24 protein-coding genes are annotated in these 23,954 nt (G+C 63.7%); 19 read left to right on the top strand and 5 right to left on the bottom strand.

The genetic code is table 11. From position 1 onward, the window contains the following. The first annotated feature begins 49 nt into the window (after window positions 1-49). The 6 genes from HQN78_RS15255 to HQN78_RS15230 all read left to right on the top strand — a co-directional run bounded on the left by HQN78_RS15255 (window position 50) and on the right by HQN78_RS15230 (window position 6,763). Window positions 50-1,144, top strand: coding sequence for a glycosyltransferase family 4 protein (locus HQN78_RS15255; protein ID WP_231464241.1), 1,095 nt, complete (start codon window positions 50-52; stop codon window positions 1,142-1,144). Between the two features lie 3 nt (window positions 1,145-1,147). After that, window positions 1,148-2,383, top strand: a complete 1,236-nt coding sequence (locus HQN78_RS15250; protein ID WP_235084717.1) for a glycosyltransferase family 4 protein — start codon at window positions 1,148-1,150, stop codon at window positions 2,381-2,383. A gap of 198 nt (window positions 2,384-2,581) precedes the next feature. After that, window positions 2,582-3,745: a DegT/DnrJ/EryC1/StrS aminotransferase family protein gene (locus HQN78_RS15245; protein WP_227106665.1), complete on the top strand. Its 1,164-nt coding sequence runs from the start codon at window positions 2,582-2,584 to the stop codon at window positions 3,743-3,745. Next, entirely contained in the window at window positions 3,742-4,407 is a 666-nt protein-coding gene (locus tag HQN78_RS15240; RefSeq protein WP_304502817.1) for a sugar transferase, read from the top strand. Before HQN78_RS15245 ends, HQN78_RS15240 begins: the two co-directional genes overlap by 4 nt. Then, complete coding sequence (locus tag HQN78_RS15235; protein ID WP_107798000.1) at window positions 4,404-4,871, top strand: GNAT family N-acetyltransferase; 468 nt, start codon at window positions 4,404-4,406, stop codon at window positions 4,869-4,871. The genes HQN78_RS15240 and HQN78_RS15235 overlap by 4 nt, the downstream gene beginning before the upstream one ends. Window positions 4,872-4,873: 2 nt before the next feature. Continuing rightward, on the top strand, window positions 4,874-6,763 hold the full coding sequence (locus HQN78_RS15230; protein ID WP_107798001.1) for a nucleoside-diphosphate sugar epimerase/dehydratase: 1,890 nt from the start codon (window positions 4,874-4,876) through the stop codon (window positions 6,761-6,763). Window positions 6,764-6,775: 12 nt separating this feature from the next. Here the strand turns inward: HQN78_RS15230 and HQN78_RS15225 are convergent, their stop codons facing one another. Further along, window positions 6,776-7,324: a hypothetical protein gene (locus HQN78_RS15225; protein ID WP_235084713.1), complete on the bottom strand. Its 549-nt coding sequence runs from the start codon at window positions 7,322-7,324 to the stop codon at window positions 6,776-6,778. 39 nt (window positions 7,325-7,363) lie between these two features. After that, window positions 7,364-8,515 (bottom strand): diguanylate cyclase, encoded by a 1,152-nt coding sequence (locus tag HQN78_RS15220; RefSeq protein WP_107798003.1) that lies wholly within the window; start codon window positions 8,513-8,515, stop codon window positions 7,364-7,366. A 191-nt stretch (window positions 8,516-8,706) separates the two neighbouring features. Between HQN78_RS15220 and HQN78_RS15215 the strand changes: the two genes are divergently transcribed. The 5 genes from HQN78_RS15215 (at window position 8,707) to HQN78_RS15195 (ending at window position 12,682) form a co-directional block, all read left to right on the top strand. After that, window positions 8,707-9,615 (top strand): LysR family transcriptional regulator, encoded by a 909-nt coding sequence (locus HQN78_RS15215; protein WP_107798004.1) that lies wholly within the window; start codon window positions 8,707-8,709, stop codon window positions 9,613-9,615. A 158-nt stretch (window positions 9,616-9,773) separates the two neighbouring features. Continuing rightward, the gene (gene aspA / locus HQN78_RS15210) at window positions 9,774-11,177 is read left to right on the top strand and encodes an aspartate ammonia-lyase (protein ID WP_107798005.1); all 1,404 of its coding nucleotides are present in this window, start codon (window positions 9,774-9,776) and stop codon (window positions 11,175-11,177) included. A 152-nt stretch (window positions 11,178-11,329) separates the two neighbouring features. Continuing rightward, window positions 11,330-11,686 carry a hypothetical protein gene (locus tag HQN78_RS15205; RefSeq protein ID WP_235084710.1) on the top strand — a complete coding sequence of 119 codons (357 nt, stop codon included), beginning with the start codon at window positions 11,330-11,332 and terminating at the stop codon, window positions 11,684-11,686. A 79-nt stretch (window positions 11,687-11,765) separates the two neighbouring features. Next, window positions 11,766-12,005, top strand: coding sequence for a DUF2164 domain-containing protein (locus tag HQN78_RS15200; RefSeq protein WP_107798007.1), 240 nt, complete (start codon window positions 11,766-11,768; stop codon window positions 12,003-12,005). Between the two features lie 77 nt (window positions 12,006-12,082). Next, on the top strand, window positions 12,083-12,682 hold the full coding sequence (locus HQN78_RS15195; protein WP_019103655.1) for a YdcF family protein: 600 nt from the start codon (window positions 12,083-12,085) through the stop codon (window positions 12,680-12,682). Between the two features lie 77 nt (window positions 12,683-12,759). On the opposite strand, the gene HQN78_RS15190 is transcribed toward HQN78_RS15195, so the two are convergent. Further along, a complete protein-coding gene (locus HQN78_RS15190) occupies window positions 12,760-13,116 on the bottom strand; it encodes a 50S ribosome-binding protein YggL (RefSeq protein WP_107798008.1) in 357 nt (118 codons plus the stop codon). Between the two features lie 324 nt (window positions 13,117-13,440). Here HQN78_RS15190 and HQN78_RS15185 point away from each other — a divergent pair, with 324 nt between their 5' ends. Beyond that, on the top strand, window positions 13,441-15,051 hold the full coding sequence (locus HQN78_RS15185) for a hypothetical protein (RefSeq protein WP_227106677.1): 1,611 nt from the start codon (window positions 13,441-13,443) through the stop codon (window positions 15,049-15,051). Further along, the gene (locus HQN78_RS15180) at window positions 15,048-15,362 is read left to right on the top strand and encodes a hypothetical protein (RefSeq protein ID WP_235084707.1); all 315 of its coding nucleotides are present in this window, start codon (window positions 15,048-15,050) and stop codon (window positions 15,360-15,362) included. Before HQN78_RS15185 ends, HQN78_RS15180 begins: the two co-directional genes overlap by 4 nt. 50 nt (window positions 15,363-15,412) lie before the next feature. On the opposite strand, the gene ubiD is transcribed toward HQN78_RS15180, so the two are convergent. After that, a complete protein-coding gene (gene ubiD / locus HQN78_RS15175; RefSeq protein WP_235084704.1) occupies window positions 15,413-16,888 on the bottom strand; it encodes a 4-hydroxy-3-polyprenylbenzoate decarboxylase in 1,476 nt (491 codons plus the stop codon). A gap of 150 nt (window positions 16,889-17,038) precedes the next feature. Here ubiD and HQN78_RS15170 point away from each other — a divergent pair, with 150 nt between their 5' ends. The 6 genes from HQN78_RS15170 to HQN78_RS15145 all read left to right on the top strand — a co-directional run bounded on the left by HQN78_RS15170 (window position 17,039) and on the right by HQN78_RS15145 (window position 23,025). Further along, window positions 17,039-17,656, top strand: a complete 618-nt coding sequence (locus HQN78_RS15170; RefSeq protein ID WP_107798014.1) for an OmpW family protein — start codon at window positions 17,039-17,041, stop codon at window positions 17,654-17,656. 102 nt (window positions 17,657-17,758) lie between these two features. Continuing rightward, window positions 17,759-18,814: a PLP-dependent cysteine synthase family protein gene (locus HQN78_RS15165; protein WP_227106682.1), complete on the top strand. Its 1,056-nt coding sequence runs from the start codon at window positions 17,759-17,761 to the stop codon at window positions 18,812-18,814. A gap of 274 nt (window positions 18,815-19,088) precedes the next feature. Continuing rightward, window positions 19,089-20,174 (top strand): ABC transporter ATP-binding protein, encoded by a 1,086-nt coding sequence (locus HQN78_RS15160; RefSeq protein ID WP_107798016.1) that lies wholly within the window; start codon window positions 19,089-19,091, stop codon window positions 20,172-20,174. A gap of 6 nt (window positions 20,175-20,180) precedes the next feature. Beyond that, complete coding sequence (locus HQN78_RS15155; protein WP_227106683.1) at window positions 20,181-21,074, top strand: ABC transporter permease; 894 nt, start codon at window positions 20,181-20,183, stop codon at window positions 21,072-21,074. Next, the gene (locus HQN78_RS15150) at window positions 21,067-21,861 is read left to right on the top strand and encodes an ABC transporter permease (RefSeq protein ID WP_227106685.1); all 795 of its coding nucleotides are present in this window, start codon (window positions 21,067-21,069) and stop codon (window positions 21,859-21,861) included. The genes HQN78_RS15155 and HQN78_RS15150 overlap by 8 nt, the downstream gene beginning before the upstream one ends. 99 nt (window positions 21,862-21,960) lie before the next feature. Further along, window positions 21,961-23,025, top strand: coding sequence for a PotD/PotF family extracellular solute-binding protein (locus HQN78_RS15145; RefSeq protein WP_107798018.1), 1,065 nt, complete (start codon window positions 21,961-21,963; stop codon window positions 23,023-23,025). 49 nt (window positions 23,026-23,074) lie between these two features. Here HQN78_RS15145 and HQN78_RS15140 read toward each other — a convergent pair whose 3' ends face one another. After that, a complete protein-coding gene (locus HQN78_RS15140) occupies window positions 23,075-23,710 on the bottom strand; it encodes a pyrimidine 5'-nucleotidase (RefSeq protein ID WP_107798019.1) in 636 nt (211 codons plus the stop codon). Between the last annotated feature and the right edge of the window lie 244 nt (window positions 23,711-23,954).

The raw sequence follows: 23,954 nt of genomic DNA, 5'->3' as shown, positions 1-23,954 counted from the left end.
AAGCCGAAGTCCCTTCTGTGTGTTTGCGTGGCGTAAACAAGGTTTACCCATGAAAATTGCCCATCTCACTTCCGCCCATCCGCGTCACGACATCCGCATCTTCGTCAAGGAGTGCGCGAGCCTGGCCGCCGCCGGGCATGAGGTGACGCTGATCGTGGCCGACGGCCAGGGCGAGGAGATCAACCGCGGCGTGCGTTTCCACGACGTCGGCCCCAAAACCGGCGGCCGTCTGGCGCGGATGACCGGCACGGTCAAGCGCGTGTATCAGGCGGCGCTGAAGCTGCGCCCTGACGTGGTCCACTTCCACGACCCGGAACTGATTCCCGCCGCGCTGCGCCTGAAACAGGCCGGCATCAAGGTGGTGTACGACGTGCATGAAGACGTGCCGCGCCAGATCCTGGCCAAGCACTGGATACCCGGCGCGGTGCGCCCCCTGGTGTCCAGCGGCTTCGAGACGCTGGAAGATTGGGCGGCGCGCCGCTTCGACGCGGTGGTGACCTCGACGCCGCACATCCGCAAGCGCTTCGAGAAGCTGGGTGCGCGCGCCTTGGACGTGTGCAACTTCCCCATCCTGGAAGAACTGGTGCGCGACACGCCGTGGGAGCAGCGCCGCAACGAGCTGTGCTATATCGGCGGCATCTCGCGCATCCGCGGCATCGAACCCATTGTCGAGGCCTTGCCGGACACCGCGACGCGGCTGAACCTGGCCGGGCCGTGGAGCGAGAGCGATTTGAAGGCCCGGGTATCGGCGCGGCCGGGTTGGGCGCGGGTCAACGACCTGGGCGTGCTGGACCGCAAGGGCGTGGCCGAGGTATTGGCCAAGAGCAAGATCGGCCTGGTGACTTTGTTCCCTACGCCGAACTACGTCGACGCCTTGCCGATCAAGCTGTTCGAATACATGGCCGCCGGCATGCCGGTGATCGCGTCGGACTTTCCGGTGTGGCGCGAGATCGTGGACGACGCCGGCTGCGGCCTGCTGGTGGACCCGCAGGACCCGGCCGCCATTGCTGCCGCCGTCAACGAACTGATGGCCGACGAGCCGCGCATGCGGGCGTTGGGCGAGTCCGGCAAGCAGGCGGTATTGAACAAATACAGCTGGGCGGCCGAGGCCGACAAGCTGGTCAAGCTGTACGCAACCTTGTAAACCATGAAAATTCTTTACATCAACCACTATGCCGGCAGCCCCCGGCACGGCATGGAATTCCGTCCCTACTATCTGGCGCGGGAATGGGCGCAGGCCGGCCATGAAGTCAATATGCTGGCCGCCGATATCTCCCATCTGCGCCAGACCCATCCGCAAGTGGACGGCAAATACCGGGACGAAGACATAGACGGCATCCGCTACACCTGGTGCAAGACCCGCCCTTACGAGGGCAACGGCATCGGCCGCGTGCTCAATATCTTCAGCTTTCTGGCCCGGGTGATGGGCTTGTCCGGCCGCTATCTGAAGCAGTGGAAGCCGGACGTGGTGATCGCCTCGTCCACCTATCCGCTGGACACCGTGCCGGCGGCCTGGATCGCCGCCAAGACCGGCGCGCGGCTGGTGTACGAGGTGCATGATCTGTGGCCGCTGACGCCGGTGGAGGTGGGCGGCATGTCGCCCAAACATCCCTTCATCCGCCTGCTGCAATGGGCCGAGGATTTCGGCTACCGCAAGGCCGACACCGTGGTGTCCATGTTGCCCTGCGCCAAGGACTATATGGTGGCGCACGGCATGGATCCGGCAAAGTACGCGGTGATCCCCAACGGCGTCGACGTCGCCGAATGGCGCGGCGAGGCCGAGGCCCTGCCGGCCGAGCACCGGATGCGGCTGGCGGAGCTGAAAGCGCAGGGGCGCTTCCTGATCGGCTACGCCGGCGGGCACGGCCTGGCCAATGCGCTGGATTACCTGCTGGAGGCGGCGGCGCTGATGCGGGACGCGCCGGTGACTTTCGTTCTGGTCGGTGACGGTCCGGACAAGGAGGTTTTGGCGGCGCGCGCGGCCGAGCTAGGGCTGGACAATGTGATGTTCCTGCCATCCATCGCCAAGCGCGCGGTGCCGGGCTTCCTCGCCGAAATGGACGCTTTGTTCATAGGCTGGCGCAAGCTGCCCATCTACCGTTTTGGCATCAACCCCAATAAACTGTTCGACTACCTGATGGCCGCCAAGCCGGTGATCCATTCGGTGGAGGCCGGCAACGATATGGTGAAAGACGCCGGCGCCGGCATCAGCGTGGGCGCCGAGGATCCGGCCGCGATTGCCGACGCGGCGCAGCGGATGGCGGCGACGCCGGCCGAGGAACGCGCGCGCATGGGCGCGGCGGGTCAGGCCTATGTGCTGGAGCACCATGATTACGCGGTGCTGGCGCGGCGGTTTTTGCAGGCGGTGCTTGCTCGCGAGTGAGTGATCAGCGTTTTTTCATCGCGGGGTGTGTGAAGGCCGTCTGCCGTTGGACTGGGCAGGGGGCGAGAGAGATGGTGTGTTTGGGGAATGAGCATGGTGCGTGGGCAAGCTTTTGAACTTGTCCATCCTACCGGGTTTGCAAGGTCGCTTGGACAAGTCTGGACGAGTCCGCGCGCTTAACTGATAGCGAAGAATACTATGAGCGAAACAAAATTCCTGCCTTTCGCCTTGCCGGACATCGGCGAGGACGAAATCAACGAAGTGGTCGATGCGCTGCGCTCCGGCTGGGTCACCACCGGTCCCAAGACCAAGCAGTTCGAGGCCGACTTCGCGCAGTTCATCGGCGACGGCGTCGAGGCGATCGCGGTCAACTCCGCCACCGCCGGCTTGCACCTGGCGCTGGAAGCGATAGGCATCGGCCCCGGCGACGAAGTCATCGTGCCCAGCTACACCTTCACCGCCACCGCCGAAGTGGTGCGCTACCTGGGCGCGGACCCGGTATGCGTGGATATGGACGCGGCCACCTTCAACATCAGCCCGGACGCGATCCGCGCGGCGATCACCGCCAAGACCAAGGCGATCATGCCGGTGCACTTCGCCGGCCTCGCCTGCGAGATGGACGAGATCATCGCCATTGCCCGCGAGCACGGGCTGAAGGTCGTTGAAGACGCCGCCCATGCGTTGCCCACTTATTACAAGGGCAAGCTGGTGGGGACCCTGGACTCCGACGTCACCGTGTTCAGCTTCTACGCCAACAAGACCATGACCACCGGCGAGGGCGGCATGGTGGTGTCCAAGAACAAGGACATCATCGCGCGTTGCAAGGTGATGCGTCTGCACGGCATCAGCCGCGACGCCTTCGACCGCTACGTGTCCAAGACACCGGCCTGGTTCTACGAAGTGGTGGCCCCGGGCTTCAAATACAATATGCCGGACACCGCCGCGGCGATGGGCATCCACCAGTTGAAGAAGATCCGCCGCTTCCAGGAATTGCGCGAGGCGATGGCCCAGCGTTTCGACCGCGAGCTGGCCGACCTGCCGCTGATCCTGCCGGCGCGGCCGAAGGACGCGGGCAGCAACCACGCCTGGCATCTGTATCCGGTGCGCATCAAGCCCGAGGCCGGCGTCAGCCGCGACGACTTCATCGCCCGGATGGCGGAAAAGGGCATCGGTTGTTCGGTGCACTTCATCCCGCTGCATCGTCAGCCGGTGTGGCGCGACGGCTATCAGCTGACGCGCGAACAGTTCCCGGTGACCGACGCCGCCTTCGAGGCCGAAGTGACCCTGCCGCTATACACCCGGATGACGGACGATGACCAGAGCCGGGTGATCGCCGCGGTGCGCGAGATCCTGAGCGCATGAGCGAGCGGGGTTCAGACAGCGGCGGCTTGCTGCCGCCGTGCTGCCGTCCGCGTCGCCACGGTTCGCGGCTGCTGAAGCACGGCTTCGACATCGTCGCCGCGGGCCTGGGCCTGGCCGCACTGGCGTTGCCGCTGCTCGCGGTGGCGTTGTGGGTGAAGCTGGATTCGCCGGGGCCGGTGTTTTTCCGCCAGGTGCGGGTAGGGCGGAACGGCACGCTGTTCCGCATCCACAAATTCCGCACCATGCAAGTGGACACCGAGCGCCACGGCCAGCTGACCGTGGGCGCCGACGCGCGCGTCACTGGCGCCGGGCGCTTGCTGCGCAAGACCAAGCTGGACGAACTGCCGCAGTTGATCGATGTGTTGTTCGGCGATATGAGCTTGGTCGGCCCGCGGCCGGAGGTGCCCAAATACGTCGCCCACTACCCGGACGAAGTCCGCGACATCGTATTGTCGGTGCGCCCCGGCATCACCGATTGGGCGTCGATCAAGATGATAGACGAGAACGAAATCCTGGGTCGGGCCGAGGACCCGGAGCGCGCCTACATCGAGCAGGTGTTGCCGGAAAAACTGGCCTATTACGTGCGCTATGCCGAAAGCCACAGCCTGGCGGAGGATATCCGCATCATCGTCGCCACGCTGATGAAGATCGTCAGCCGATGACGATTTCCATCCGCTTGACCGAACCCGGCGATGCCGTCGCTTTAACGGACATTTATCTGGCCTGCCGCCGTGAGATGAGCTACGCGCCGCTGGCGCATAGTGATGCGGCGGTGCAGGCCTGGTTCGCCAATGCGCTGCTGCCGGCGGGCGATGTCTGGCTGGCGGAGCGGCATGGCGATATCGCCGGCTTCGCCGCCGCATCGCTGCAAGACGGTGTGTTATGGCTGGATCAGCTTTATGTCGGCGCCGAGCATCGCGGTGTCGGAGTGGGCGCGGCTTTGCTGGATCGGGTGCTGACGCCGCCGGCGCCGGCCTGCCGGCTTTGGGTGTTCCAGGCCAATGCGGGCGCGCGCCGCTTCTACGAGGCGCACGGCTTCGCGCTGCTGAGCCTGGGCGACGGCCAAGATAATGAGGAATGTTGTCCGGACGCGCTGTATCAACGGCCGTCGGACGCGAAAGAATGACCATGTTTGAAAAACTGCTCGCCTTCTCCCGCCACAACAAGATGGCGATGCTGGCGCTGATGGACGCGCTGCTGCTGCCGCTGGCGCTGTGGAGCGCGGTCTTCCTGCGCCTGGGCGGATACTGGGATCCCAAGCTCAACCCGCATTTGTGGATCTTCATCGTGCCGCCGCTGTGGGCCATCCCCATCTTCATCAAGCTGGGCCTGTACCGCGCGGTGCTCAAATATCTGGACGACAAGATCATCCTGACCGTGTTCTCCGGCGTGACCTTGTCGGTGCTGGTGTTGCAGGCGGTGCTGCAGATGGCTCACATCTGGGCGATGCCGCGCACCTCGGTGATCATCTTCTGGGTGTTCGCCATGGCCTATATCGGCGGCAGCCGCTTTCTGCTGCGCGGCCTGGTGCGCCGCATCGACGCGGTGGACGCGCCGCGCGAGCACGTGATCATCTACGGCGCCGGCCATGCCGGCGTGCAACTGATGCTGGCCCTGCAGGCCGGCCGCGAATATCGGCCGATGGCCTTCGTCGACGACAGTCCCGAACTGCATCGCCGCACCTTCCGCGGCGTGGCGGTGCATCCGCCGCGGGATCTGCCGCAGCTGGTCAAGGACCTGGAGGCCAAATGCATTCTCTTGGCCATGCCCTCGGTCAGCCGCAGCCGCCAGCGCGAGATACTGGAAACCCTGGAACTGCTGCGGGTGCCGATCAAGCGGCTGCCGGGCATGGCGGACCTGGTGTCCGGCGAGGCGCGGGTGGAGGAGCTGAAAGAGGTCGAGATTGAAGACCTGCTGGGCCGCGACCCGGTGCCGCCCAAGCCCGAACTGCTGGCGCGCAATATCCGCGGCAAGGTGGTGATGGTCACCGGTGCCGGCGGTTCCATCGGCTCGGAACTGGTGCGCCAGATCGCCAAGAACCAGCCGGCGCGTATCATCCTGTTCGAGCAGTCCGAATACGCGCTGTACGCGATAGACCAGGAACTGGGCCGCGCCGCCGCGGCGCCGGCGCGCACCCCGGTGCTGGGCTCGGTCACCGACTACCAGCGGCTGGTCCAGGTGATGCGGGCCTTCAAGGTGGACACCGTCTATCACGCCGCCGCCTACAAGCATGTGCCCATGGTGGAGCACAATCCGGTGGCCGGCATCGTCAACAATGTGTTCGGCACCGACACCACCGCGCGCGCGGCCGAGGATTGCGGCGTGGACACCTTCGTGCTGATCTCCACCGACAAGGCGGTGCGCCCCACCAATGTGATGGGCGCCACCAAGCGCATGGCGGAACTGACGCTGCAGACCCGGCACGCGCGCGGCAGCGCCACCCGCTTCGTGATGGTGCGCTTCGGCAATGTGCTGGGCAGCTCCGGCTCGGTGGTGCCGCTGTTCCGCGCCCAGATCAAGGCCGGAGGGCCGATCACGCTGACCCACGCCGACATCACCCGCTACTTCATGACCATTCCGGAGGCGGCGCAACTGGTGATCCAGGCCGGCGCGATGGGCGACGGCGGCGACGTGTTCGTGCTGGACATGGGGCAGCCGGTGCGCATCATCGATCTGGCGCGGCGCATGGTGCATCTGTCCGGTCTGGAGCTGAAGGACGCGGCCCGTCCCGGCGGCGACATCGAAATCCGCATCACCGGTCTGCGGCCGGGGGAAAAGCTGTACGAGGAGTTGCTGATCGGCGACAACGTGCTGGCCACCGATCACGAACGCATCATGCGCGCTCAGGAATACTGCTTGTCGGACGCGGAGATGCGGGATCTGTTGGCGAGCATGGACGAGGCCTGCGGGCGGCTGGACGCGCCGACGGCGTTTGCTTTGCTGCAACAGGCCGTGCGCGAGTTCCGCGCCGCCGACGCCACTCAGGACTGGGTGACGCGGGCGAACGCGGCGTCTTGAGGAGGGGGCGGCTCACCATTTGCAGCCGTCCTCGCGCGCGCTCTGCACCGCCAGCACCGGGATGGCCAAGAGGCCCAGCCCGGCGTAACTCGTTTTGCAATCCGGTTTTTCGGCCCGCTCGATCGAGCGGGCCAATTTCGTTTTGGCGGGGTCGGCCGGCAGCGGGGCGATTTTTTCCGGCGCGGCGGCGGCTTGCTCGCGCACTTGCTGCCGCAGGCCGCCCAAGGTCAAGGCCGTGGCGGGCGCCGAAGCGTCGCGCCCGCTTGGGACGCTGCGTTTGCCGGGGCCGGCGGCCGCGATGTGCGTCGCCGCGTTTGAATGCCGCGGGGCAGCGGCCGATTTTCGGGCAGAGGGGTCGGGCGCGGCGGGGCGCGTCGGCGGCGGGACGACGGCCGGCGCCGGCGGACGCAGTTGTATCCGCAGCGGCGGGGCCGCGGCGGCGTCCGGGCGGCCGCCGGGTTTGCTCAGCCACAGCAGCGCGCCATGGGCCAACAGGCTGAGCAGCAGCGCGGCGGCGACGCCGCGGGAGCGGGGAAGGAGCGGGGCGGTCAGAGCGGTCATGCCGCCCACGATAAGGAAAGTCGCCCGGCGGGTAAAGCTTCAGCCGGAGATCACTACCCGATTGCGCCCGGTCTGCTTGGCGCGGTACATGCGGGTATCGGCCAAATCCACCAAGGCTCGCCAGTCGGCGCTGCCGTCTTGAAACAACTCCGCCACGCCGATGCTGGCGGTCAGCGCATGGCCTTCCGGCCGCTCGCCCAGGCCCTGGGCGCGCAGCCGGGCGATGACCTGGGCGGCGTGGGCCAACTGCGCGCCGGGCATCAGCAGCACGAACTCCTCGCCGCCCCAGCGCACCAGCACGTCGCTGCGTCGCAGCCTGCCTTCCATCAGCTCGGCGAAATGACGCAAGACCTGATCGCCGGCCAGGTGGCCGTAGTGGTCGTTGATCGCCTTGAAGTGGTCCAGGTCGATGAAGGCCAGGCTCAGCGGCTGCCGGCTGCGCTGAGCCTGCAACTCCAGCAGGCCCAGCATTTCCTCGCCGCTGCGGCGGGAGAAGACCCCGGTCAACGGATCGCGTATCGCCTGGTGGACCAGCACGATGATGAAGGCCAGCTGGCTGATGCCGGCAATGGCGGAGACGCCTGCCAGCAAGGACAGCAGCCAGAATTCCCCGCCGAAGCCGGGCAGATTGTCGCCGTTCAGGTCCAGCAGGCTGGTCAGCACGAAGCCGAACAGCGCCGGGCTGGCGAAAGCCAGGCTTTCCAGCAGGGTCAGCGGGAAAATGGCCAGCCCGGCCAGCAGCACGAAGGGCAGGAAGGCGTAACCGGCGCCGATGGCGGCGGACAAGCCTTCCAGATGGTAGCGACGCAGCAAGAGGTGGGAGGCGATGTAGAACAGGGTGGGGATGGCGAACAAGAGCGCGATGCCGCGATAGGCCGAGCGCAGGCGGCCGTCCATAGGCTGCCAGACCGCCAGCGCGACGAAGGCGACAGACACCAGCAGGCGCAGGGCCGCCAATTGCAGGGACAGCGGATAGGGCAGGGTCAGCAAGTCGATCAAGGCCCAGGCCGGCGTCAGCGCGGAAAACAGGATGGCGAACAGCCGGCAGCGGTTGACCAGCATCAGCGCGCGTCGCTGCGCCAGCAAGGGCATGTGCTGGCGAGGGCTCAGCAGCCAGAGCGTATCGCCGCTCTGGATCTCGCCGGGCGCCATGCCCAGCAGCTTCTGCCAGATGAAGTGAGTAATATGCATGCGGATGGTGCCAGGTAGTTGCGTCATTCTACCGCGGTTTATGACTTTGGGTTTGCAACAGGTCAACATCGCCGGCTTGGAGGCGGCGCTCTCCGTGTCGGGTTTCAGGCGGCGCGGCGGATCGTGAACAGATTCTTGGGCCGCGTTTAGGCTACTATCCCAGCTCCTGATCACTCTGGCGGAAGCGCGCGATGGAAACTCGGTGGCTTGAAGACTTCCTGGTGCTGGCGGAAACCGGCAGCTTTACCCGCGCGGCGGAACTGCGCCACCTGACCCAGCCGGCGTTCTCGCGGCGGATCAAATCGCTGGAGAGCTGGTTGGGGGCCGGCCTGATCGATCGTACCACCTATCCGACGCGGCTGACCGAGGCCGGCGCGCTGTTCCGCGAGCAGGCGGTGGCCATGCTGTCCCAGCTCAACACCAGCCGCGCCTTGCTGCGCGGCTTGCAGCCCTTGGCCGCGGGCACGCTGGAGTTCGCGGTGCCGCACACCCTGTCCTTCTCCTTCTTTCCCAAATGGCTGTCCCAGGCGCAGCGCGGTTACGGTGCTTTGCCCTGTAGGCTGCAGGCCAGCAATGTGCACGACGCGCTGCTGGCCTTCGTGGAAGGCGGCAGCGATCTATTGATGTGCTACCACCATCCCAAGCAACCGGTGGAACTGACCGACGCCCGCTATCAGGGGCTGAAGCTGGGCGTCGAGCGGCTGAGGCCGTTCTCGATCGCGGAAGCCGGCCGGCCGCGCTACCAACTGCCCGGCAGCGCGCAGCAGCCCTTGCCCTTTCTCGGCTACGCCAGCAACGCCTATTTCCGGCTGATGAGCGACCTGATTCTGGAGTCCGCGCCGCAGCCGGCCAAGCTGGCGCTGCGCTATGAAACCGATATGGCGGAAGGGCTCAAGCACATGGTGCTGGAAGGGCACGGCCTGGCCTTCCTGCCGGAAAGCTCGGCGCGCCGGGAGGCGCAGGAGGGCTTGTTGGCGGCCGCCGGCGACGAGTCCTGGCAGGTGGAGATGGAGATCCGGCTCTACATCGATCAGAAGCGACAGCGTCCGGCCTTGAAGGCCTTCTGGGACTATCTGACGCATCAATACCCGGCCTGCTGAGCGGGGGTGCCGGGGAACGCGCGCCCCCCGTCAAGGTTATGCATTTCCCGCATGACCCTATCGGCATTTCGAATTGGCCAGCCGCCGCGGCATGGCATAGAGTGCGCTGCTTCAAGCCACGCGAGCGCGTGGCGTCATCCGCATCAGGAGAAGCATCCATGACGACCCGCATAGAACATGATCTGCTAGGCGATCGTGAAGTGCCCGCCGACGTTTATTGGGGCGTGCACACCTTGCGCGCAGTCGAAAACTTTCCCATCACCGGCCAGAGCATCGCCGGCTACGGCGATCTGATCCGCGCGCTGGCCTGCATCAAGCAGGCCGCGGCTCAGGCCAACCGCGATCTGGGCTTGCTGCCGGGGCCTGTCGCTCAGGCCATCATCGCCGCCTGCGAGGAAATCCGCGCCGGCCGCTGGCATGAGCAGTTCGTGGTGGATGCGATCCAGGGCGGAGCCGGCACCTCGACCAATATGAACGCCAACGAGGTCATCGCCAACCGCGCGCTGGAACTGATGGGCCACGCCAAGGGCGAGTACCAGTACCTGCATCCCAATGAACACGTCAATCTGTGTCAAAGCACCAACGACGTTTACCCGACCGCCTTGCGCTTGGCGGCGTTCTGGGGCGCCAACAAGCTGCTGACCCGGATGGCGACGTTGCGCGAGGCCTTCGCCGCCAAGGCCGACGAGTTCAAGGACTACCTGAAGATGGGGCGCACCCAGCTGCAGGACGCGGTGCCGATGACGCTGGGCCAGGAGTTCATGACTTATGCGGTGATGCTGCAGGAAGACGAGCAGCGCTTGATGGAAGCCAGCGCGCTGATGCTGGAAATCAATCTGGGCGCCACCGCCATCGGCACCGGCATTACCGCGCACCCGGATTACGCGCGCCTGGCTTGTCTGCATCTGTCCGAGCTCAGCGGCCACACCCTGCTGACCGCGCCCAATCTGATCGAAGCCACCCAGGACTGCGGCGCCTTCGTGCAGTTGTCCGGCGTGCTCAAGCGCATCGCAGTCAAATTGTCTAAGAGCTGCAATGATTTGCGCCTGCTGTCCTCCGGCCCGCGCGCCGGTTTCGGCGAGATCAATCTGCCGGCTCGCCAGGCCGGTTCCTCCATCATGCCGGGCAAGGTCAATCCGGTGATTCCCGAGGTGGTGAGCCAGGTGGCTTACGAGGTGATAGGCAACGACGTCACCATTACCATGGCGGCGGAGGCCGGGCAGCTGCAATTGAACGCCTTCGAGCCGGTGATCGCTTACAGTCTGTTCCGCAGCATGGGCCACCTGGCGGCCGCCTGCGCCACGCTGACCGACAACTGCGTCACGGGCATCACCGCCAACCGCGAGCGCCTGCACGCCAGCGTGGAGAACTCCATCGGCCTGGTGACCGCGCTCAATCCCGTCATCGGCTACGCCGCGGCCACCAATGTGGCAGCCCAGGCCCACGCCACCGGCGCCAGCGTCGCCGACATCGTGCTGGAGCAAGGCTTGCTGAGCCGCGAGCAGCTGGATCTGCTGCTGAAGCCGGAAGAGCTGACCCGGCCGCGCTGGGTGACCGTGTAATTGCTTTCCCTTGTCTGACTTATCGTTGTGAGCGTTTCAACTTGATCAGGCCGCCTTGCGCGGCCTGTTTTTTTATCGGGGCCGGCCGCGCTTGCGGCGGGCGCGGAATGCGGGTATAAAAAATTGTGCAATGCACAATGAAAGGGCGACGAATGCATGCTGCGCTATGGTGGGGTCTGGAGTTTCCGCGCGGCCTGTGCGCGCTGGGCGCCGAACAGTGGCGCGTCCGGCGGCAATGGCTGCGCTCGGGCTGTTTTCACGGCACCACGGTGTGGCGCGGCGCCGCGCCGTGGCCGGACAAGCTGCGCCGCGTGTTGACGCGCGCGGGGTCGGACTGGCTGGCGCTATGCTTTGACGACAGCCAGGCGGCGGAGGCCTTGCTCAGCCAGATGCGGGCGCATCCCCTCTGGCGCGGCGAGGCCGGCGACCGGCTGCTGGCCTGGCAATTGAACGGCCAGCGCCAGTGGCGGGCGGGCCTGTTGCAATGGGGACGGGCGCTGTCCCTTTAGCCGTGCGCGGGGAAACCGCTTCCAGCATCGGCGAATAGCCGCCATAATCGCGGCTTTCCATCGCACAGGGCGGCACGCCATGGCCAATCATTCCTTGTTGACCCCCGCTCAACTGCAAACGCTGGCTCCGCAATTGCAACAGTACGCGCAAGACCAGTTCGGCATCGAGCTGGGGCAGTTCGACGCGCAATTCCTGTTGGACTTCGTCGCCGACAAAATCGGCAGAGACATTTACAACAAGGCGCTGGACGACGCGCAGCTGGCGCTCGCCGCGCGGATGGAGTCCCTGCAGGCGGCGATTTGGGAATTGGAGAAGTAGGCGCGGAGCGCGCGGCCTTGCCGCTTGCATCCGGTTTGCGGGTACAATCGGCGTTCCACCCTTCACTTGCGGTACCCATGCTCTACTTGCGTTTGATGTTGAAAGGCTTTGTGCTGGCGATTTTGCTGGTGGTGCTGGGCTTCAGCTACGTGGCCTGGAGCATCGTCGATTTCGGCGGCAGCGCAAACGAACCGCAAGCCGACGCGGCGCTGGTGTTGGGGGCGGCGGCCTGGGGCAAGCGCCCGTCGCCGGTGTTCCGCGAGCGCATCAATCACGCAGTCAAATTGTACAAGTCCGGCAAGGTGCGCTGGATTGTGTTCACCGGCGGCACGCCGGAACCGGGTTATCCGTCCGAAGCCGACGTCGGCCGCGACTTCGCCGCCAAGCAAGGCGTGCCGATGACGGCGATGCTGGCGGAAAACCAGTCGCGCACCACCTGGCAAAACCTGGAAAACGCGCGCGAATTGAGCAGCCAGTTCGGCATCCGCTCCTTCCTCTTGGTCAGCGATCCGCTACATATGCGCCGCTCGGTGCTGATGGCCACCGATATCGGCCTGACCGCCTATCCCGCGCCCACGCAATCCAGCCGCTACCGCACGCTGTCCAGCTGGTCCCGCTTCCTGGCCAGGGAAACCTGGCTCTATATCGGCTACCGGGTGTTCCGCAAGCTGTCCTGATCGCGCCCGCGGCTCGAAGCGTCCAGGCATAAAAAAACCGGCGACAAGCCGGTTTTTTCACGTCGGACGGAAAGGGATCAGCGGCTGTGCCACAGATCGATCAATTCGCCGCCTTCCACCGATTTCACTTCGGCGCGGGCTTGCAGCCAGGACAGCAGTTGCAGGCGCAGCTCGTCGCTGATCTTGACCTCGCCCACCGGGAAGGCCACGCCTTCCAGCTTGCCGGCGCCGTCGAAATGGCCGCCGAAGCTGATGCCGGCCTCGTCCACCTGGATTAGCCAGGCGTCCAGCAGCGCCTCGGAATCCGCGCCGTCGTGCAGCATGGAGATCAGATGAAAGCCCAGCTCGCGGAATTCGCCTACGCGCATTTTCTTGCGTTGGCGGGTTTTCAGACGGCTCAGGCGGTGCGGGGAATTGGGGTTGCGCAGGGACATGACTGCTCCTTATTCAAAGACCTGGCGATGATAGCAGGCTTGCCGGCTTTGCGCTCCGCCGGCTGCGCGTAGGTTTCTGTCACTCTAACTAAACAAATATCATATAAAAAGGTAATTATTTGCCGTAGTCATTGCCATTGGAATGGAATTAGTATTTTTTCTCATTCTCAATACATGAAATGGATGACTACAGGGATGAAAAGCACAAAAACAATATTGGCTGTGTCCGTGATGTCCGCGTTGCTGAGCGCATGCGGCGGCGGTGGCGGCGGCGGTAACGCCGGCAGCGGCGGTTCCAGCGTCGGAACGTCGGCATCTGGCAGGATGCTGGCGACGGACGGCGCGGAAGTGGCGGCGCTGACGTGCTCGGGCAATGTGTGCCGCTTGCCGGCCTCGGCCGGCAGGGCGCAGTCCGGCTCCGTCTACCAGTACACCAATACCGGCGCGCAGGCGCAAACGGTGTCTATCAGCGGCAAGCCCTTGAGCGCCGCCTGGCAGATGGTGGTGTCGCGCATCAGCTCCGGAGACACTTCGGGCCAGGCCAAGCTGGCCGCTTCCGGCCTGCGCGGCGGGTCGGACGCCGCCGCGGAACGCTTGGAGGCGGAGAGCCAGGCGGTGATGGCCGCGGTTGGCGCGTCGGCCCGCTCCGGCGCCTTGTCGCTGCGTGGCGCCGGTTCGCACCGGCTGCTGGCGGAGCAGGCCAGCTTGCAGGCGGCCAGCTACGCGATTGGCGACAAACGGGTCTGGCACGATATGGACGGCGATAGCGCCACCAGCCTGCAAGCCATGCGCGATTTGCCCAACGGCGGCGGCAAGGTTTACGTCTGGGCGCAGGACGGGCTGGACGTCAGCGTGGGCAGCGATCAGGCCGACGCGCTGGCCGAGCGCTTCGCCAACAGCGTCTATCCCTTGGAAGCCTCGGTCGTCAGCGAGCCCTGGGGCAATGACATCGATCCGGGCTGGCGCGCGCTGGCGCTGCCCGGCGACACCAAGGACGTGCACCTGGTGTTGAGCCGGCTGAACGATCCGAATCAGACCGGCGGCGGCCGCTTGCTCGGCTATGTGCGCTGGACCAATGCCTTGCTGGCGTCGGCCGCGCCTGCCATGTGCGGCGGCGACCAAGAGTGCCGCGACGTGGTGGGCAAGAGCAATCAGGCCTTGGCCACCTTCGTGGACCTGGACACCTTCGCCCAGGCCGATCCGGGCCGCAACTGGAATATGAAGGGCAATGGCCCCAGCCTGGCCCTGTCCACGCTGGCGCACGAATACCTGCATGTGCTCTACGCCTACAACAAGATCCTGCGCAAACCGCCGGGTTCCGGTCAGCCTACGGTATGGGAAAACGAGCTGGCGGCCCAGACCATGGGCTATCTGGTATCGGCGGACACCTTCACCGGCGGTCGCGGCAGCGACGCCAACTCCCATCCGGACCTGCGCCGCGGCGGCGATTTCGAAAGCTTTCTGCGCCGGCCGGCTTGCAATTTGAAGGGCTGGAGCGTGGCGGCGTCGAATTACACCTGCTACCCGAAAGCGCTGGCGGCGGGCATGCAGATGCTGCATCAGTTCGGCGCGGGCGTGATGAAGCCGTGGGTGACCGGCGCCAATACCGGCGAAGCGGCCTTGAACGACGGTTTGCGCGCGGCGGGGGCCGGCGATTACAGCAGCCTGATGCTGCGTCTCAACACCACGCTGGCGCTGGGCGGCAATCCGGCCAGCGGTTACGGCTTCCCGGCCAAGACGCTGAGCCTGCCGGCCAACCAGTATTTCCCGAACGGCAAGAGTTTGTTGTTGCCGGCGGTGCCCTTCCAGGCGCAGGAAATCGGCTGGAGCGCGTTGGCGACGGCGGAAACCTATAAGCAGAGCCTGCCGCTGTCGCGCGGCGTGGCGCGGGTGACGGTGCCGGCCAACAGCCATCTGATCCTGCTCAAGCCATGATGCGCGGGCTGCTGCTGTGGCTCGGCCTTTGCGCCGGCGCCGGCGCGATGTCGCTGCCGCCGTGGGAGGAGGGCACCCTGGTCGCCGTCGGCGCGCCGCCGCTGGTGCGCTTGGGGGTGGAAAAGGGGGATGGCGGCACCTTCGTCATCCAGCCCGCTGCCGACGGCCAGGGCCTGGGGGCCGCGGAAGTGGCCGCGTTGAAGCAGCGGACCGGTTCGCGCATTCGCTATCGGGCCGGGCCGTTCAAAGCCCATCCGCTGCTGGGGCGCGAGGCCGTGCTGCTGCAGGCGGAAGTGCTTGAGACGCGTTGAGTCGTAAAAACCGCCTGGCTTCGAAGAAGCCAGGCGCTTGTCTTCCGCGTCTACAGACCCAAATCCCGCCACATCGCGTCTACGCGCTGTTTGACTGCCTGGTCCATCACGATGGGCACGCCCCACTCGCGGTTGGTTTCGCCCGGCATCTTGTTGGTGGCGTCCAGGCCCATCTTGCCGCCCAGGCCGGACACCGGGCTGGCGAAGTCCAGATAATCTATAGGCGTATGTTCGATCAAGGTGGTGTCGCGCACCGGGTCCATGCGCGTGGTGATTGCCCAGATCACTTCCTTCCAGTCCCGGGTGTTGACGTCGTCGTCCACCACCACGATGAACTTGGTGTACATGAACTGGCGCAGGAAGCTCCAGCATCCCATCATCACCCGCTTGGCGTGGCCGGGGTATTGCTTCTTGATGCTGACCACCGCCATCCGGTAGCTGCAGCCTTCCGGCGGCAGGTAGAAATCGACGATTTCCGGAAACTGCTTTTGCAGAATGGGCACGAAGACCTCGTTCAGCGCCACGCCCAGCACCGCCGGCTCGTCCGGCGGCTTGCCGGTGTAGGTGCTGTGGTAGATCGCGTTTTCGCGCAGGGTGACGCGGTCCACGGTCAGCACCGGGAAGCGGTCCTGCTCGTTGTAATAGCCGGTGTGGTCGCCGTAAGGGCCTTCCATCGCGGTGTCGTCCGGATGGATATGGCCTTCCAGCACGATCTCGGCGCGCGCCGGCACTTGCAGATCCGAACCCAGGCATTTGGTGAGCTCGGTGCGGCTGCCGCGCAGCAGGCCGGCGAACTGGTATTCGGACAGGGTGTCCGGCACCGGCGTCACCGCGCCCAGGATAGTGGCCGGGTCGCAGCCCAGCACCACCGCCACCGGGTAAGGCTCGCCGGGATGCTGTTGGCAGAATTCGCGGTAATCCAGCGCGCCGCCGCGGTGGGCCAGCCAGCGCATGATGACGCGGTTGCGGCCTATCAGCTGTTGGCGATAGATGCCCAGGTTCTGGCGTTTCTTGTTGGGGCCGCGGGTCACGGTCAGGCCCCAGGTGATCAGCGGCGCCACGTCGCCGGGCCAGCAGTGCTGGATAGGCAAGCGCTCCAGATCGACTTCCGCGCCTTCCCATACGATTTGCTGGCATGGCGCTTTGCCGACCTCCTTAGGCGCCATCGACAGCAATTGCTTCAGCAAGGGCAGCTTGTCCCAGGCGTCTTTCAAGCCCTTGGGCGGCTCCGGTTCTTTCAGGTAGGCCAGGGTCTTGCCGATCTCGCGCAACTGCATCACATCGGCGGCGCCCATGCCCAGCGCCACGCGCTCGGGCGTGCCGAACAGATTGGCCAGTACCGGGTAATCGAAGCGTTTGCCGTCCTTGACTGCCTGTTCGAACAGCAGCGCGGGACCGCCGGCTTTCAGTACCCTGTCGCCGATCTCGGTCATCTCCAGATGCGGGGAGACCGGGGCCGCAATTCGTTTCAGCAGGCCTTGTTGTTCCAATTGGGAGACAAACTCCCGTAAATCTGCATATTTCATGACCATCTCATGATCTGGCGCAAAGTTTGATATTAGGTGCTTGGATAATCTGCCACCGGACGCCGAACGCTACTGCTGCCCGCAGTCAAAGTCAACGATGGCGGCAAGCGCCAGGCCTGCATTCGACCAAACATGACAGGAGAACCCAATATGAAAAAGCTCGCTCTCGCCGCAATGATCGGCCTGGTTTCCGCTAGCGCCTTCGCCGCTCAAGGCGACATCCTGGCGCGCTTCCGCGTGATCAATGTCAACCCCGACGCCAGCTGGAGCAACTCTGGCGTAGTGTCGGGTTTGAATGTCGACGCCAAGGACAGCTGGGCGCCTGAGGTCGACTTCACCTACATGATCACCAACAATATCGGCGCCGAGCTGATTCTGGGCACCACCCGTCACGAAGTCACCACCAACACCTTCGGTTCCGTCGGCAAGGTATCGGTGTTGCCGCCGACCTTGACCCTGCAATACCACTTCGCTCCTGACGCCACCTTCCGTCCCTATGTGGGCGCCGGCATCAACTACACCCGCTTCTACAATGAAGGCCTGAAAGCAGGTAGTGCGACAGATCTGAGCGTGAAGAAAAACAGCTGGGGTCCGGCGCTGCAACTGGGCGCGGACTACGCGATCAATAAGAACTGGTTCGTCAACCTGGACGTCAAAAAAATCTGGATCAAGACCGACGTGACCGCGGATCAGCTGGGCGGCGCCAAACTGGGCGAACTGAAGATCGACCCGTGGGTATTCGGCATCGGCTTCGGCACCAAGTTCTGATCGGCTCGCCGCTTTGAATCCAAAACGCCCTACGGGGCGTTTTTTTCTTGCTTGTCGCGTTAGAATGGCCGATTGAGAACTTTCCGACACTGGAGAAGCAAGATGACTGATTGGGTTGCCCAGGCGGTGCGCAAGATAGAGGCCGATTTCAATCGCTCCAGCGACACCCATTTGATCCCGCTGCCCATCCCCGGCGCGCCGGAGATACAGCTCTATTTCAAGGACGAATCCACCCATCCCACCGGCAGCCTCAAGCACAGGCTGGCGCGCTCGCTGTTTCTGTATGGCTTGTGCAATGGCTGGATACGCGAAGGCAGCACCATCATCGAGGCTTCCAGCGGCAGCACCGCGGTGTCCGAGGCTTATTTTTCCCGCTTGCTGGGCCTGCCCTTCATCGCGGTGATGCCCAAGAGCACCTCGCAGGAAAAGATCCGCGCCATCGAATTCTACGGCGGCCGCAGCCACCTGGTGGACGATCCCGCCACCATTTACGACGAATCCAAACGCCTGGCGGAAGAGTTGAACGGCCATTACATGGACCAGTTCACCTATGCCGAGCGCGCCACCGACTGGCGCGGCAACAATAATATCGCCGACACCATTTTCACCCAAATGGCCTATGAGCCGAATCCGGTGCCGGACTGGATCGTATGCGGCGCCGGCACCGGCGGCACCTCGGCCACTTTCGGCCGCTATGTGCGCTACCAGAAACTGCCGACCAAGGTCTGCGTGGTGGACCCGGAAAACTCGGTGTTCTACGACTGTTTTCATACCGGAAGCATGGACTGCCGCTGCGAAGGTGGCTCCGGCGTGGAAGGCATAGGCCGGCCTCGGGTGGAACCCTCCTTCATTCCCACAGTCATCGACAATGTGATCCGGGTGCCCAACGTCGCCAGCTACGCCGCCATCCACTTCCTGGAGGAAGTGCTGGGACGCCGCTGCGGCGGTTCCACCGGCACTAATTTCTACGGTGTTTGCGAACTGGTGGGCCAGATGCGCAGCCAGGGCCGCAGCGGCTCCATCGTCACCTTGATCTGCGACGACGGCAACCGCTACCAGGGCAGCTATTACAACCACGATTGGCTGCAGGCCAACGGTTTCGATATCTCGAACTGGGTGGAGCGCTACCGCCGCTTCTTCAATGAAGGGCAGTGGTAAGCGCTGTTTGGCGGCGCGTAGACGGCGAGATGCCGACAGTTGTTGTCAAAAAGCATCAATTATTTGAATTGAAACCATGTTGCGCCGCACCGAAAACCCAGCGTGCGGCGCGCGGTTTTCTGCTGAGAAAATAGCAACTTACCGGCCCGGCCCGAACGCCCGGTTCGCACAATGGAAAAAATGCGCTGAGGTCTTGAATTTTCAAGGGATTTCAACGGCCCCAGCTTTATCTTTTTTGTTAAACTGGCGCCCTTTTTCTTGGGCGGGGAAGACAATGGCTCTCCTTGAAATCAAAAATGTCGTCAAGCGCTTCGGCGACTACACGGCGGTCAACAATGTCAGCCTGTCGGTAGAGGCAGGCGAGTTCTTCACCCTGCTCGGGCCCTCCGGTTGCGGCAAGACCACCTTGCTGCGCATGCTGGCCGGCTTCGAGCAGCCGGATTCCGGCCAGATCCTGCTGGACGGTCAGGACATGTCGCAGGTGCAGCCGGAAAAACGTCCGGTGCACACCGTGTTTCAAAGCTATGCCTTGTTCCCACACATGACGGTGCGCGAGAACATCGCCTTCCCGCTCAAAATGGCCAAGTGGGACAAGGCCAAGATCGCTTCCCAGGTGGACGAATTGCTGGAAGACGTGCGCCTGACCCAGTTCGGCGACCGTTACCCGCACGAGATGTCCGGCGGCCAGCGCCAGCGCGTGGCCATCGCCCGAGCGCTGGTGGACCGTCCGCGGCTGCTGCTGCTGGACGAACCGCTGTCCGCGCTGGACGCCAAGCTGCGCGAAGAAATGCAGCTGGAACTGATCAATCTGCAAAAAGAAGTGGGCATCACCTTCGTCTACGTCACTCACGACCAGGGCGAAGCGCTGGCGCTCAGCCATCGCATCGCGGTGATGAGCCACGGCCAGGTGGAACAGCTGGACGCGCCGGAAACCATTTACAGCAAGCCCAAGAACCGCTTCGTCGCGGACTTCCTCGGCCAGTGCAATGTGCTGGAAGGCAAGGTCAAGCGCGTGGACGGCGACACCATGCTGGTGGACCTGAAAGGCTGCGGCGAAGTGCGCTGCCTGACTGTGCCGGACGTGCGCGAAGGGCAGACCGGCTGGCTGGCGTTGCGTCCGGAAAAGGTCAAGCTGGACAAGAGCCTGCCGGCCCACGACGACGAAGCCTATTTCAAAGGCCGCGTTCACGATTGCCTGTACCTGGGCGACGTTACCCTCTACGTGGTGGAAGTGGGCGAAGGCGTGATGGTGGAGGCGATGCTGCCCAACAGCATTCCGGGCGTCGCCAAATTCTTTGACGACAACGACATCGTGGAACTGGCCTGGCGCTTCGACGCCGGCAGCTTCCTGACGGAGTAAACGCGCATGGCGATTCGAGATCGATTCGGCAAGTGGGCGCTGTCGTGGCCGCCGCTGGTCTACCTGATCCTGTTTTTCCTGGTGCCGTCGCTGATCATGGTGGTGGCGGCTTTCCGCAATCCGGGCGATTACGGCGGCCTCGCGCCGATGTACTACCTCGAGGAAGGCAAGCTGGTCTGGGATCTGACGCTGGACAACTTCCGTCGCTTGGTGGAAGAGCCGCTCTACATCGAGCTGTTCATCAAGTCCGCCGGCTACGCGGGGATCACCACCGTGGTTTGCCTGTTGATGGCCTATCCGCTGGCCTGGCTGATCGCCCGCTCCGGCAAGAAATACCGCGACCTGATGCTGCTGCTGGTGATCCTGCCGTTCTGGTCCAACTTCCTGATCCGCATCTACGCCTGGATGATCATCCTGGGGCCGCAATCGGCGTTCACCAAGATGCTGAACGTGGTGGTGACCTCGCTGGGTTTTGAACCGGTGCGTCTGCTGTTCACCCCGTTCGCCGTCATCGTCGGCCTGGTCTATGTGCACCTGCCCTTCATGGTGTTGCCGTTATACGCCAATCTGGAAAAACACGACATGGCCTTGCTGGACGCGGCGCAGGATCTTGGCGCCAACGCCTGGCAACGCTTCTGGCGTGTGACCTGGCCGCTGAGCCTGCCCGGCGTGTTCGCCGGCTCCGCGCTGGTGTTCATCCCGGCGCTGGGCATGTTCGCCATTCCGGACATTCTGGGCGGCACCGACTCCATCATGATCGGCAACCTGATCAAGCAGCAGATACTGGACACCCGCGACTGGCCGTTCGGTTCGGTGCTGTCCATCATGCTGACCGGCGGAGTGTTGTTGATCGCGGCCTTGGGCGCGATGGTGGGCAGAGGAGGCAAGAAACGTGGCTAAGAAACAATCCCGCTGGTTGTGGGCGTCGGCGCTGCTGACCTATCTCTTCCTCTATCTGCCGCTGGTGATCGTGGTGCTGTACTCGTTCAACGATTCCAGACTCAACGCGGAATGGGTGGGCTTCACCCTCAAGTGGTACGACAAACTGTTCCACAACGAGAAGATGCTGAGCGCGGCGGCCAACTCGCTGATCATAGGCATCATCGCCAGCGCCTGCGCCACCGTGTTGGGCACGCTGGCGGGCATCGCCATGCATCGTTACAAGCTGCGCTTGCTGCCCTTCCTGGTGCTGACGCCCATCGCCATCCCGGAATTGCTGATGGGGGTGTCGCTGGTGATCTTCTTCGTCATCGTCAACCAGCTGATCGGCATTCTGGAACTGGGCATGATCACCATCCTGCTGTCCCACGTCGCCTTCTGCATCGGCTTCGTCGCCATCGTGGTGCGGGCGCGGATGCAGGGCATGGACGACAGCCTGGTGGAAGCGGCGCGCGATCTGGGGGCGACGCCGTTCCAGGCCTTCCGCCTGATCACCCTGCCGGTGATCAAGCCGGGCATCATCGCCGGCGCCCTGATGGCCTTTACCTTGTCCATCGACGACTTCGTGATCACCTTCTTCACCGCCGGCGCAGGCGCCAGCATGCTGCCGCTGGAGATTTACTCGATGATCAAGATCGCGGTGACGCCGGAAGTGAACGCCGTTTCCAGCTTGCTGATGCTGTTGACCCTGGTGCTGATCGTCATTGCTTCGCGCGTGTCGCCCAGCGCGCTGCGGGCCAATGGCTGAGAGCCTGTTTAAGTAGTAGGGCCCCGGCCGGGCAACAAGGGAGCCGGCCGGTTTTTCATGTAGTCGCAACGCACTCGTGCGAATAGAAGGAAAAACGCAATGAAAAAAGTCCTGGTGACGCTTGCCCTGGCCGTATCTGCACAAGCGTACGCAGCGGAAGAATTGCACCTCTACAACTGGAACAACTACCTGTCGGAAAGCACCGCCAAGAGCTTCGAGGCTTATTGCAAGTGCAAGCTGGTGCAAGACTTCTACGGCGACAACGAAGAAATGCTGGCCAAGCTGGCCGCCGGCGCCAAGGGTTACGACATCGTGGTGCCGACCGGCTTCGCGGTGGAAGCGCTGATCAAGCAGGGCAAGGCGCAGCCGCTGGACAAAAAACAGCTGCCCAACTTCAAGAACCTGAACGCAGGCTATCTGAACAGCTTCTTCGACAAGGGCAACCAGTACTCGGTCCCCTACGCCTTCACCACTACGCTGCTGGGCTACAACGAAACCAAGCTGAAAGAACTGGGCTTGCTGGACAAGGCCAATAGCTGGGCGCTGATCTTCGATCCGGCCGTATTGGCCAAGCTTAAGGGCAAGATCACCGTGCTGGACTCTCAGCGCGAGCTGGTGTCCGCCGCCTTGATGTATCTGGGCAAGCCGGCCAACTCCACCAATCCGGCGGACTGGAAGGCGGCGCGCGACGTGATCCTGAAGGCCAAGCCCTACTGGGCCGCCTTCAACAACCAGAGCTATATCAAGGAACTGACCGTAGGCAACATCTATGTCGCGCTGGGCTATTCCAACGATATGTACCAGGCGCAGCAGGACGCCAAGAAGGCCGGCCGCAAGTTCGGCGTCAATTTCGGCTTGCAGAAAGAAGGCAACACCCTGTCGCTGGACAACTTCGTGGTGTTGAAGGACGCGCCGCGCAAGGACCTGGCTTACAAATTCATCAACTTCATGCTGGACGGCAAGAACGCCTCCGGTCTGACCAACGAGATGGGCTCGGGCAACCCCAATGCCGCCGCCGGCAAGTTCGTCAAACCGGAACTGACCAAGGTGCATGCGATCTTCCCGACCGCCGGCGAACTGCCGCGCCTGCAACAGCTGAAGGACTTGAACGCCAAGGACCGTCGCGAGCTGAACAAGGTGTGGTCCGAGATCAAGCTGAAGTAAGCGGGATACTCTATATAGGAAAAGGCCGGGATTCCGGCCTTTTTTTATTTCAGTCCCAGCGACGGCGCGCCAGCTCGCCGATGGAGGCGATGCGGATATCCACATGCGCAGGCCGCCGCACCTGCTTGCTGACCCAGACCGTTTTCATGCCCAGCTTCTTCGCCGTCAGCAGATTGGGCAGCGAGTCCTCCACCATGATGCAGTGCCGCGGATCCAGCCGCTCTTGCGCCAGAACTTTACGAAAGGCGCCGACATGCGGCTTGGGCACGTAGTCCACTTGCTCGACGCCATATATAGAGTGGAAGTGCCGCTCTATCGCCAGGCGCTGCAAAATGCCTTGCACATAATGGTGCGGGCCATTGGAGAAGATCAGCTTGCGGCCCGGCAGCGCGCTCAGCGATTCCGCCAGATTGTGCTCGGCGAACAGCCATTGCTCCAGTTCTTCCAGCTTATGGGTTTCCAATAGGAAGTCATGAGGGTCGATGCCGTGGTGGGTGACCAGCCCATGCATGGTGGCGCCGTATTGCGCCCAATAGCGCTCGCGCAGCAAGCGGGCTTCCACCGCGTCCACTTGCAGATGTTTCATCATATAAGCGGACATCGCGTGGCTGATATGGGCGAAGATGCCGCCGCTGGCGTGGTGCAGCGTGTCGTCCAGGTCGAAAATCCAGGTTTTGTTGCGCATGATTGTGCTTCTAGAAGGGCGGACGAGGAGGGGAATTATCGTTTTTTCAATCCGGAAACGACAGTCCCTACCAGTGCATGGCGGCTACGCTGAAATTCTTCATATGGATGATTCAATATAAATCATGGGGATAGCTTGCGAGAGGCCTCTTTTGTCAAAAATCTTTCACGAAAGATGTTGACGAGTTTAGGGGGCTGACGTATAGTTCGCCTCCTCAGCAGACAACGCAGCGACGGAAACGAAA

This window comes from Chromobacterium sp. Beijing (assembly GCF_021496765.1).
Lineage (GTDB): Bacteria > Pseudomonadota > Gammaproteobacteria > Burkholderiales > Chromobacteriaceae > Chromobacterium.
Note: the sequence above shows the minus strand (reverse complement) of the source record. Positions and strands in the feature narration are given on the sequence as shown.

Coding starts and splice junctions, on each gene's coding strand:
- HQN78_RS15255 (WP_231464241.1), top strand. CDS start 50: ATGAAAATTGCCCATCTCACTTCCGCCCATCCGCGTCACGACATCCGC.
- HQN78_RS15250 (WP_235084717.1), top strand. CDS start 1,148: ATGAAAATTCTTTACATCAACCACTATGCCGGCAGCCCCCGGCACGGC.
- HQN78_RS15245 (WP_227106665.1), top strand. CDS start 2,582: ATGAGCGAAACAAAATTCCTGCCTTTCGCCTTGCCGGACATCGGCGAG.
- HQN78_RS15240 (WP_304502817.1), top strand. CDS start 3,742: ATGAGCGAGCGGGGTTCAGACAGCGGCGGCTTGCTGCCGCCGTGCTGC.
- HQN78_RS15235 (WP_107798000.1), top strand. CDS start 4,404: ATGACGATTTCCATCCGCTTGACCGAACCCGGCGATGCCGTCGCTTTA.
- HQN78_RS15230 (WP_107798001.1), top strand. CDS start 4,874: ATGTTTGAAAAACTGCTCGCCTTCTCCCGCCACAACAAGATGGCGATG.
- HQN78_RS15225 (WP_235084713.1), bottom strand. CDS start 7,324: ATGACCGCTCTGACCGCCCCGCTCCTTCCCCGCTCCCGCGGCGTCGCC.
- HQN78_RS15220 (WP_107798003.1), bottom strand. CDS start 8,515: ATGCATATTACTCACTTCATCTGGCAGAAGCTGCTGGGCATGGCGCCC.
- HQN78_RS15215 (WP_107798004.1), top strand. CDS start 8,707: ATGGAAACTCGGTGGCTTGAAGACTTCCTGGTGCTGGCGGAAACCGGC.
- aspA (WP_107798005.1), top strand. CDS start 9,774: ATGACGACCCGCATAGAACATGATCTGCTAGGCGATCGTGAAGTGCCC.
- HQN78_RS15205 (WP_235084710.1), top strand. CDS start 11,330: ATGCATGCTGCGCTATGGTGGGGTCTGGAGTTTCCGCGCGGCCTGTGC.
- HQN78_RS15200 (WP_107798007.1), top strand. CDS start 11,766: ATGGCCAATCATTCCTTGTTGACCCCCGCTCAACTGCAAACGCTGGCT.
- HQN78_RS15195 (WP_019103655.1), top strand. CDS start 12,083: ATGCTCTACTTGCGTTTGATGTTGAAAGGCTTTGTGCTGGCGATTTTG.
- HQN78_RS15190 (WP_107798008.1), bottom strand. CDS start 13,116: ATGTCCCTGCGCAACCCCAATTCCCCGCACCGCCTGAGCCGTCTGAAA.
- HQN78_RS15185 (WP_227106677.1), top strand. CDS start 13,441: ATGCTGGCGACGGACGGCGCGGAAGTGGCGGCGCTGACGTGCTCGGGC.
- HQN78_RS15180 (WP_235084707.1), top strand. CDS start 15,048: ATGATGCGCGGGCTGCTGCTGTGGCTCGGCCTTTGCGCCGGCGCCGGC.
- ubiD (WP_235084704.1), bottom strand. CDS start 16,888: ATGAAATATGCAGATTTACGGGAGTTTGTCTCCCAATTGGAACAACAA.
- HQN78_RS15170 (WP_107798014.1), top strand. CDS start 17,039: ATGAAAAAGCTCGCTCTCGCCGCAATGATCGGCCTGGTTTCCGCTAGC.
- HQN78_RS15165 (WP_227106682.1), top strand. CDS start 17,759: ATGACTGATTGGGTTGCCCAGGCGGTGCGCAAGATAGAGGCCGATTTC.
- HQN78_RS15160 (WP_107798016.1), top strand. CDS start 19,089: ATGGCTCTCCTTGAAATCAAAAATGTCGTCAAGCGCTTCGGCGACTAC.
- HQN78_RS15155 (WP_227106683.1), top strand. CDS start 20,181: ATGGCGATTCGAGATCGATTCGGCAAGTGGGCGCTGTCGTGGCCGCCG.
- HQN78_RS15145 (WP_107798018.1), top strand. CDS start 21,961: ATGAAAAAAGTCCTGGTGACGCTTGCCCTGGCCGTATCTGCACAAGCG.
- HQN78_RS15140 (WP_107798019.1), bottom strand. CDS start 23,710: ATGCGCAACAAAACCTGGATTTTCGACCTGGACGACACGCTGCACCAC.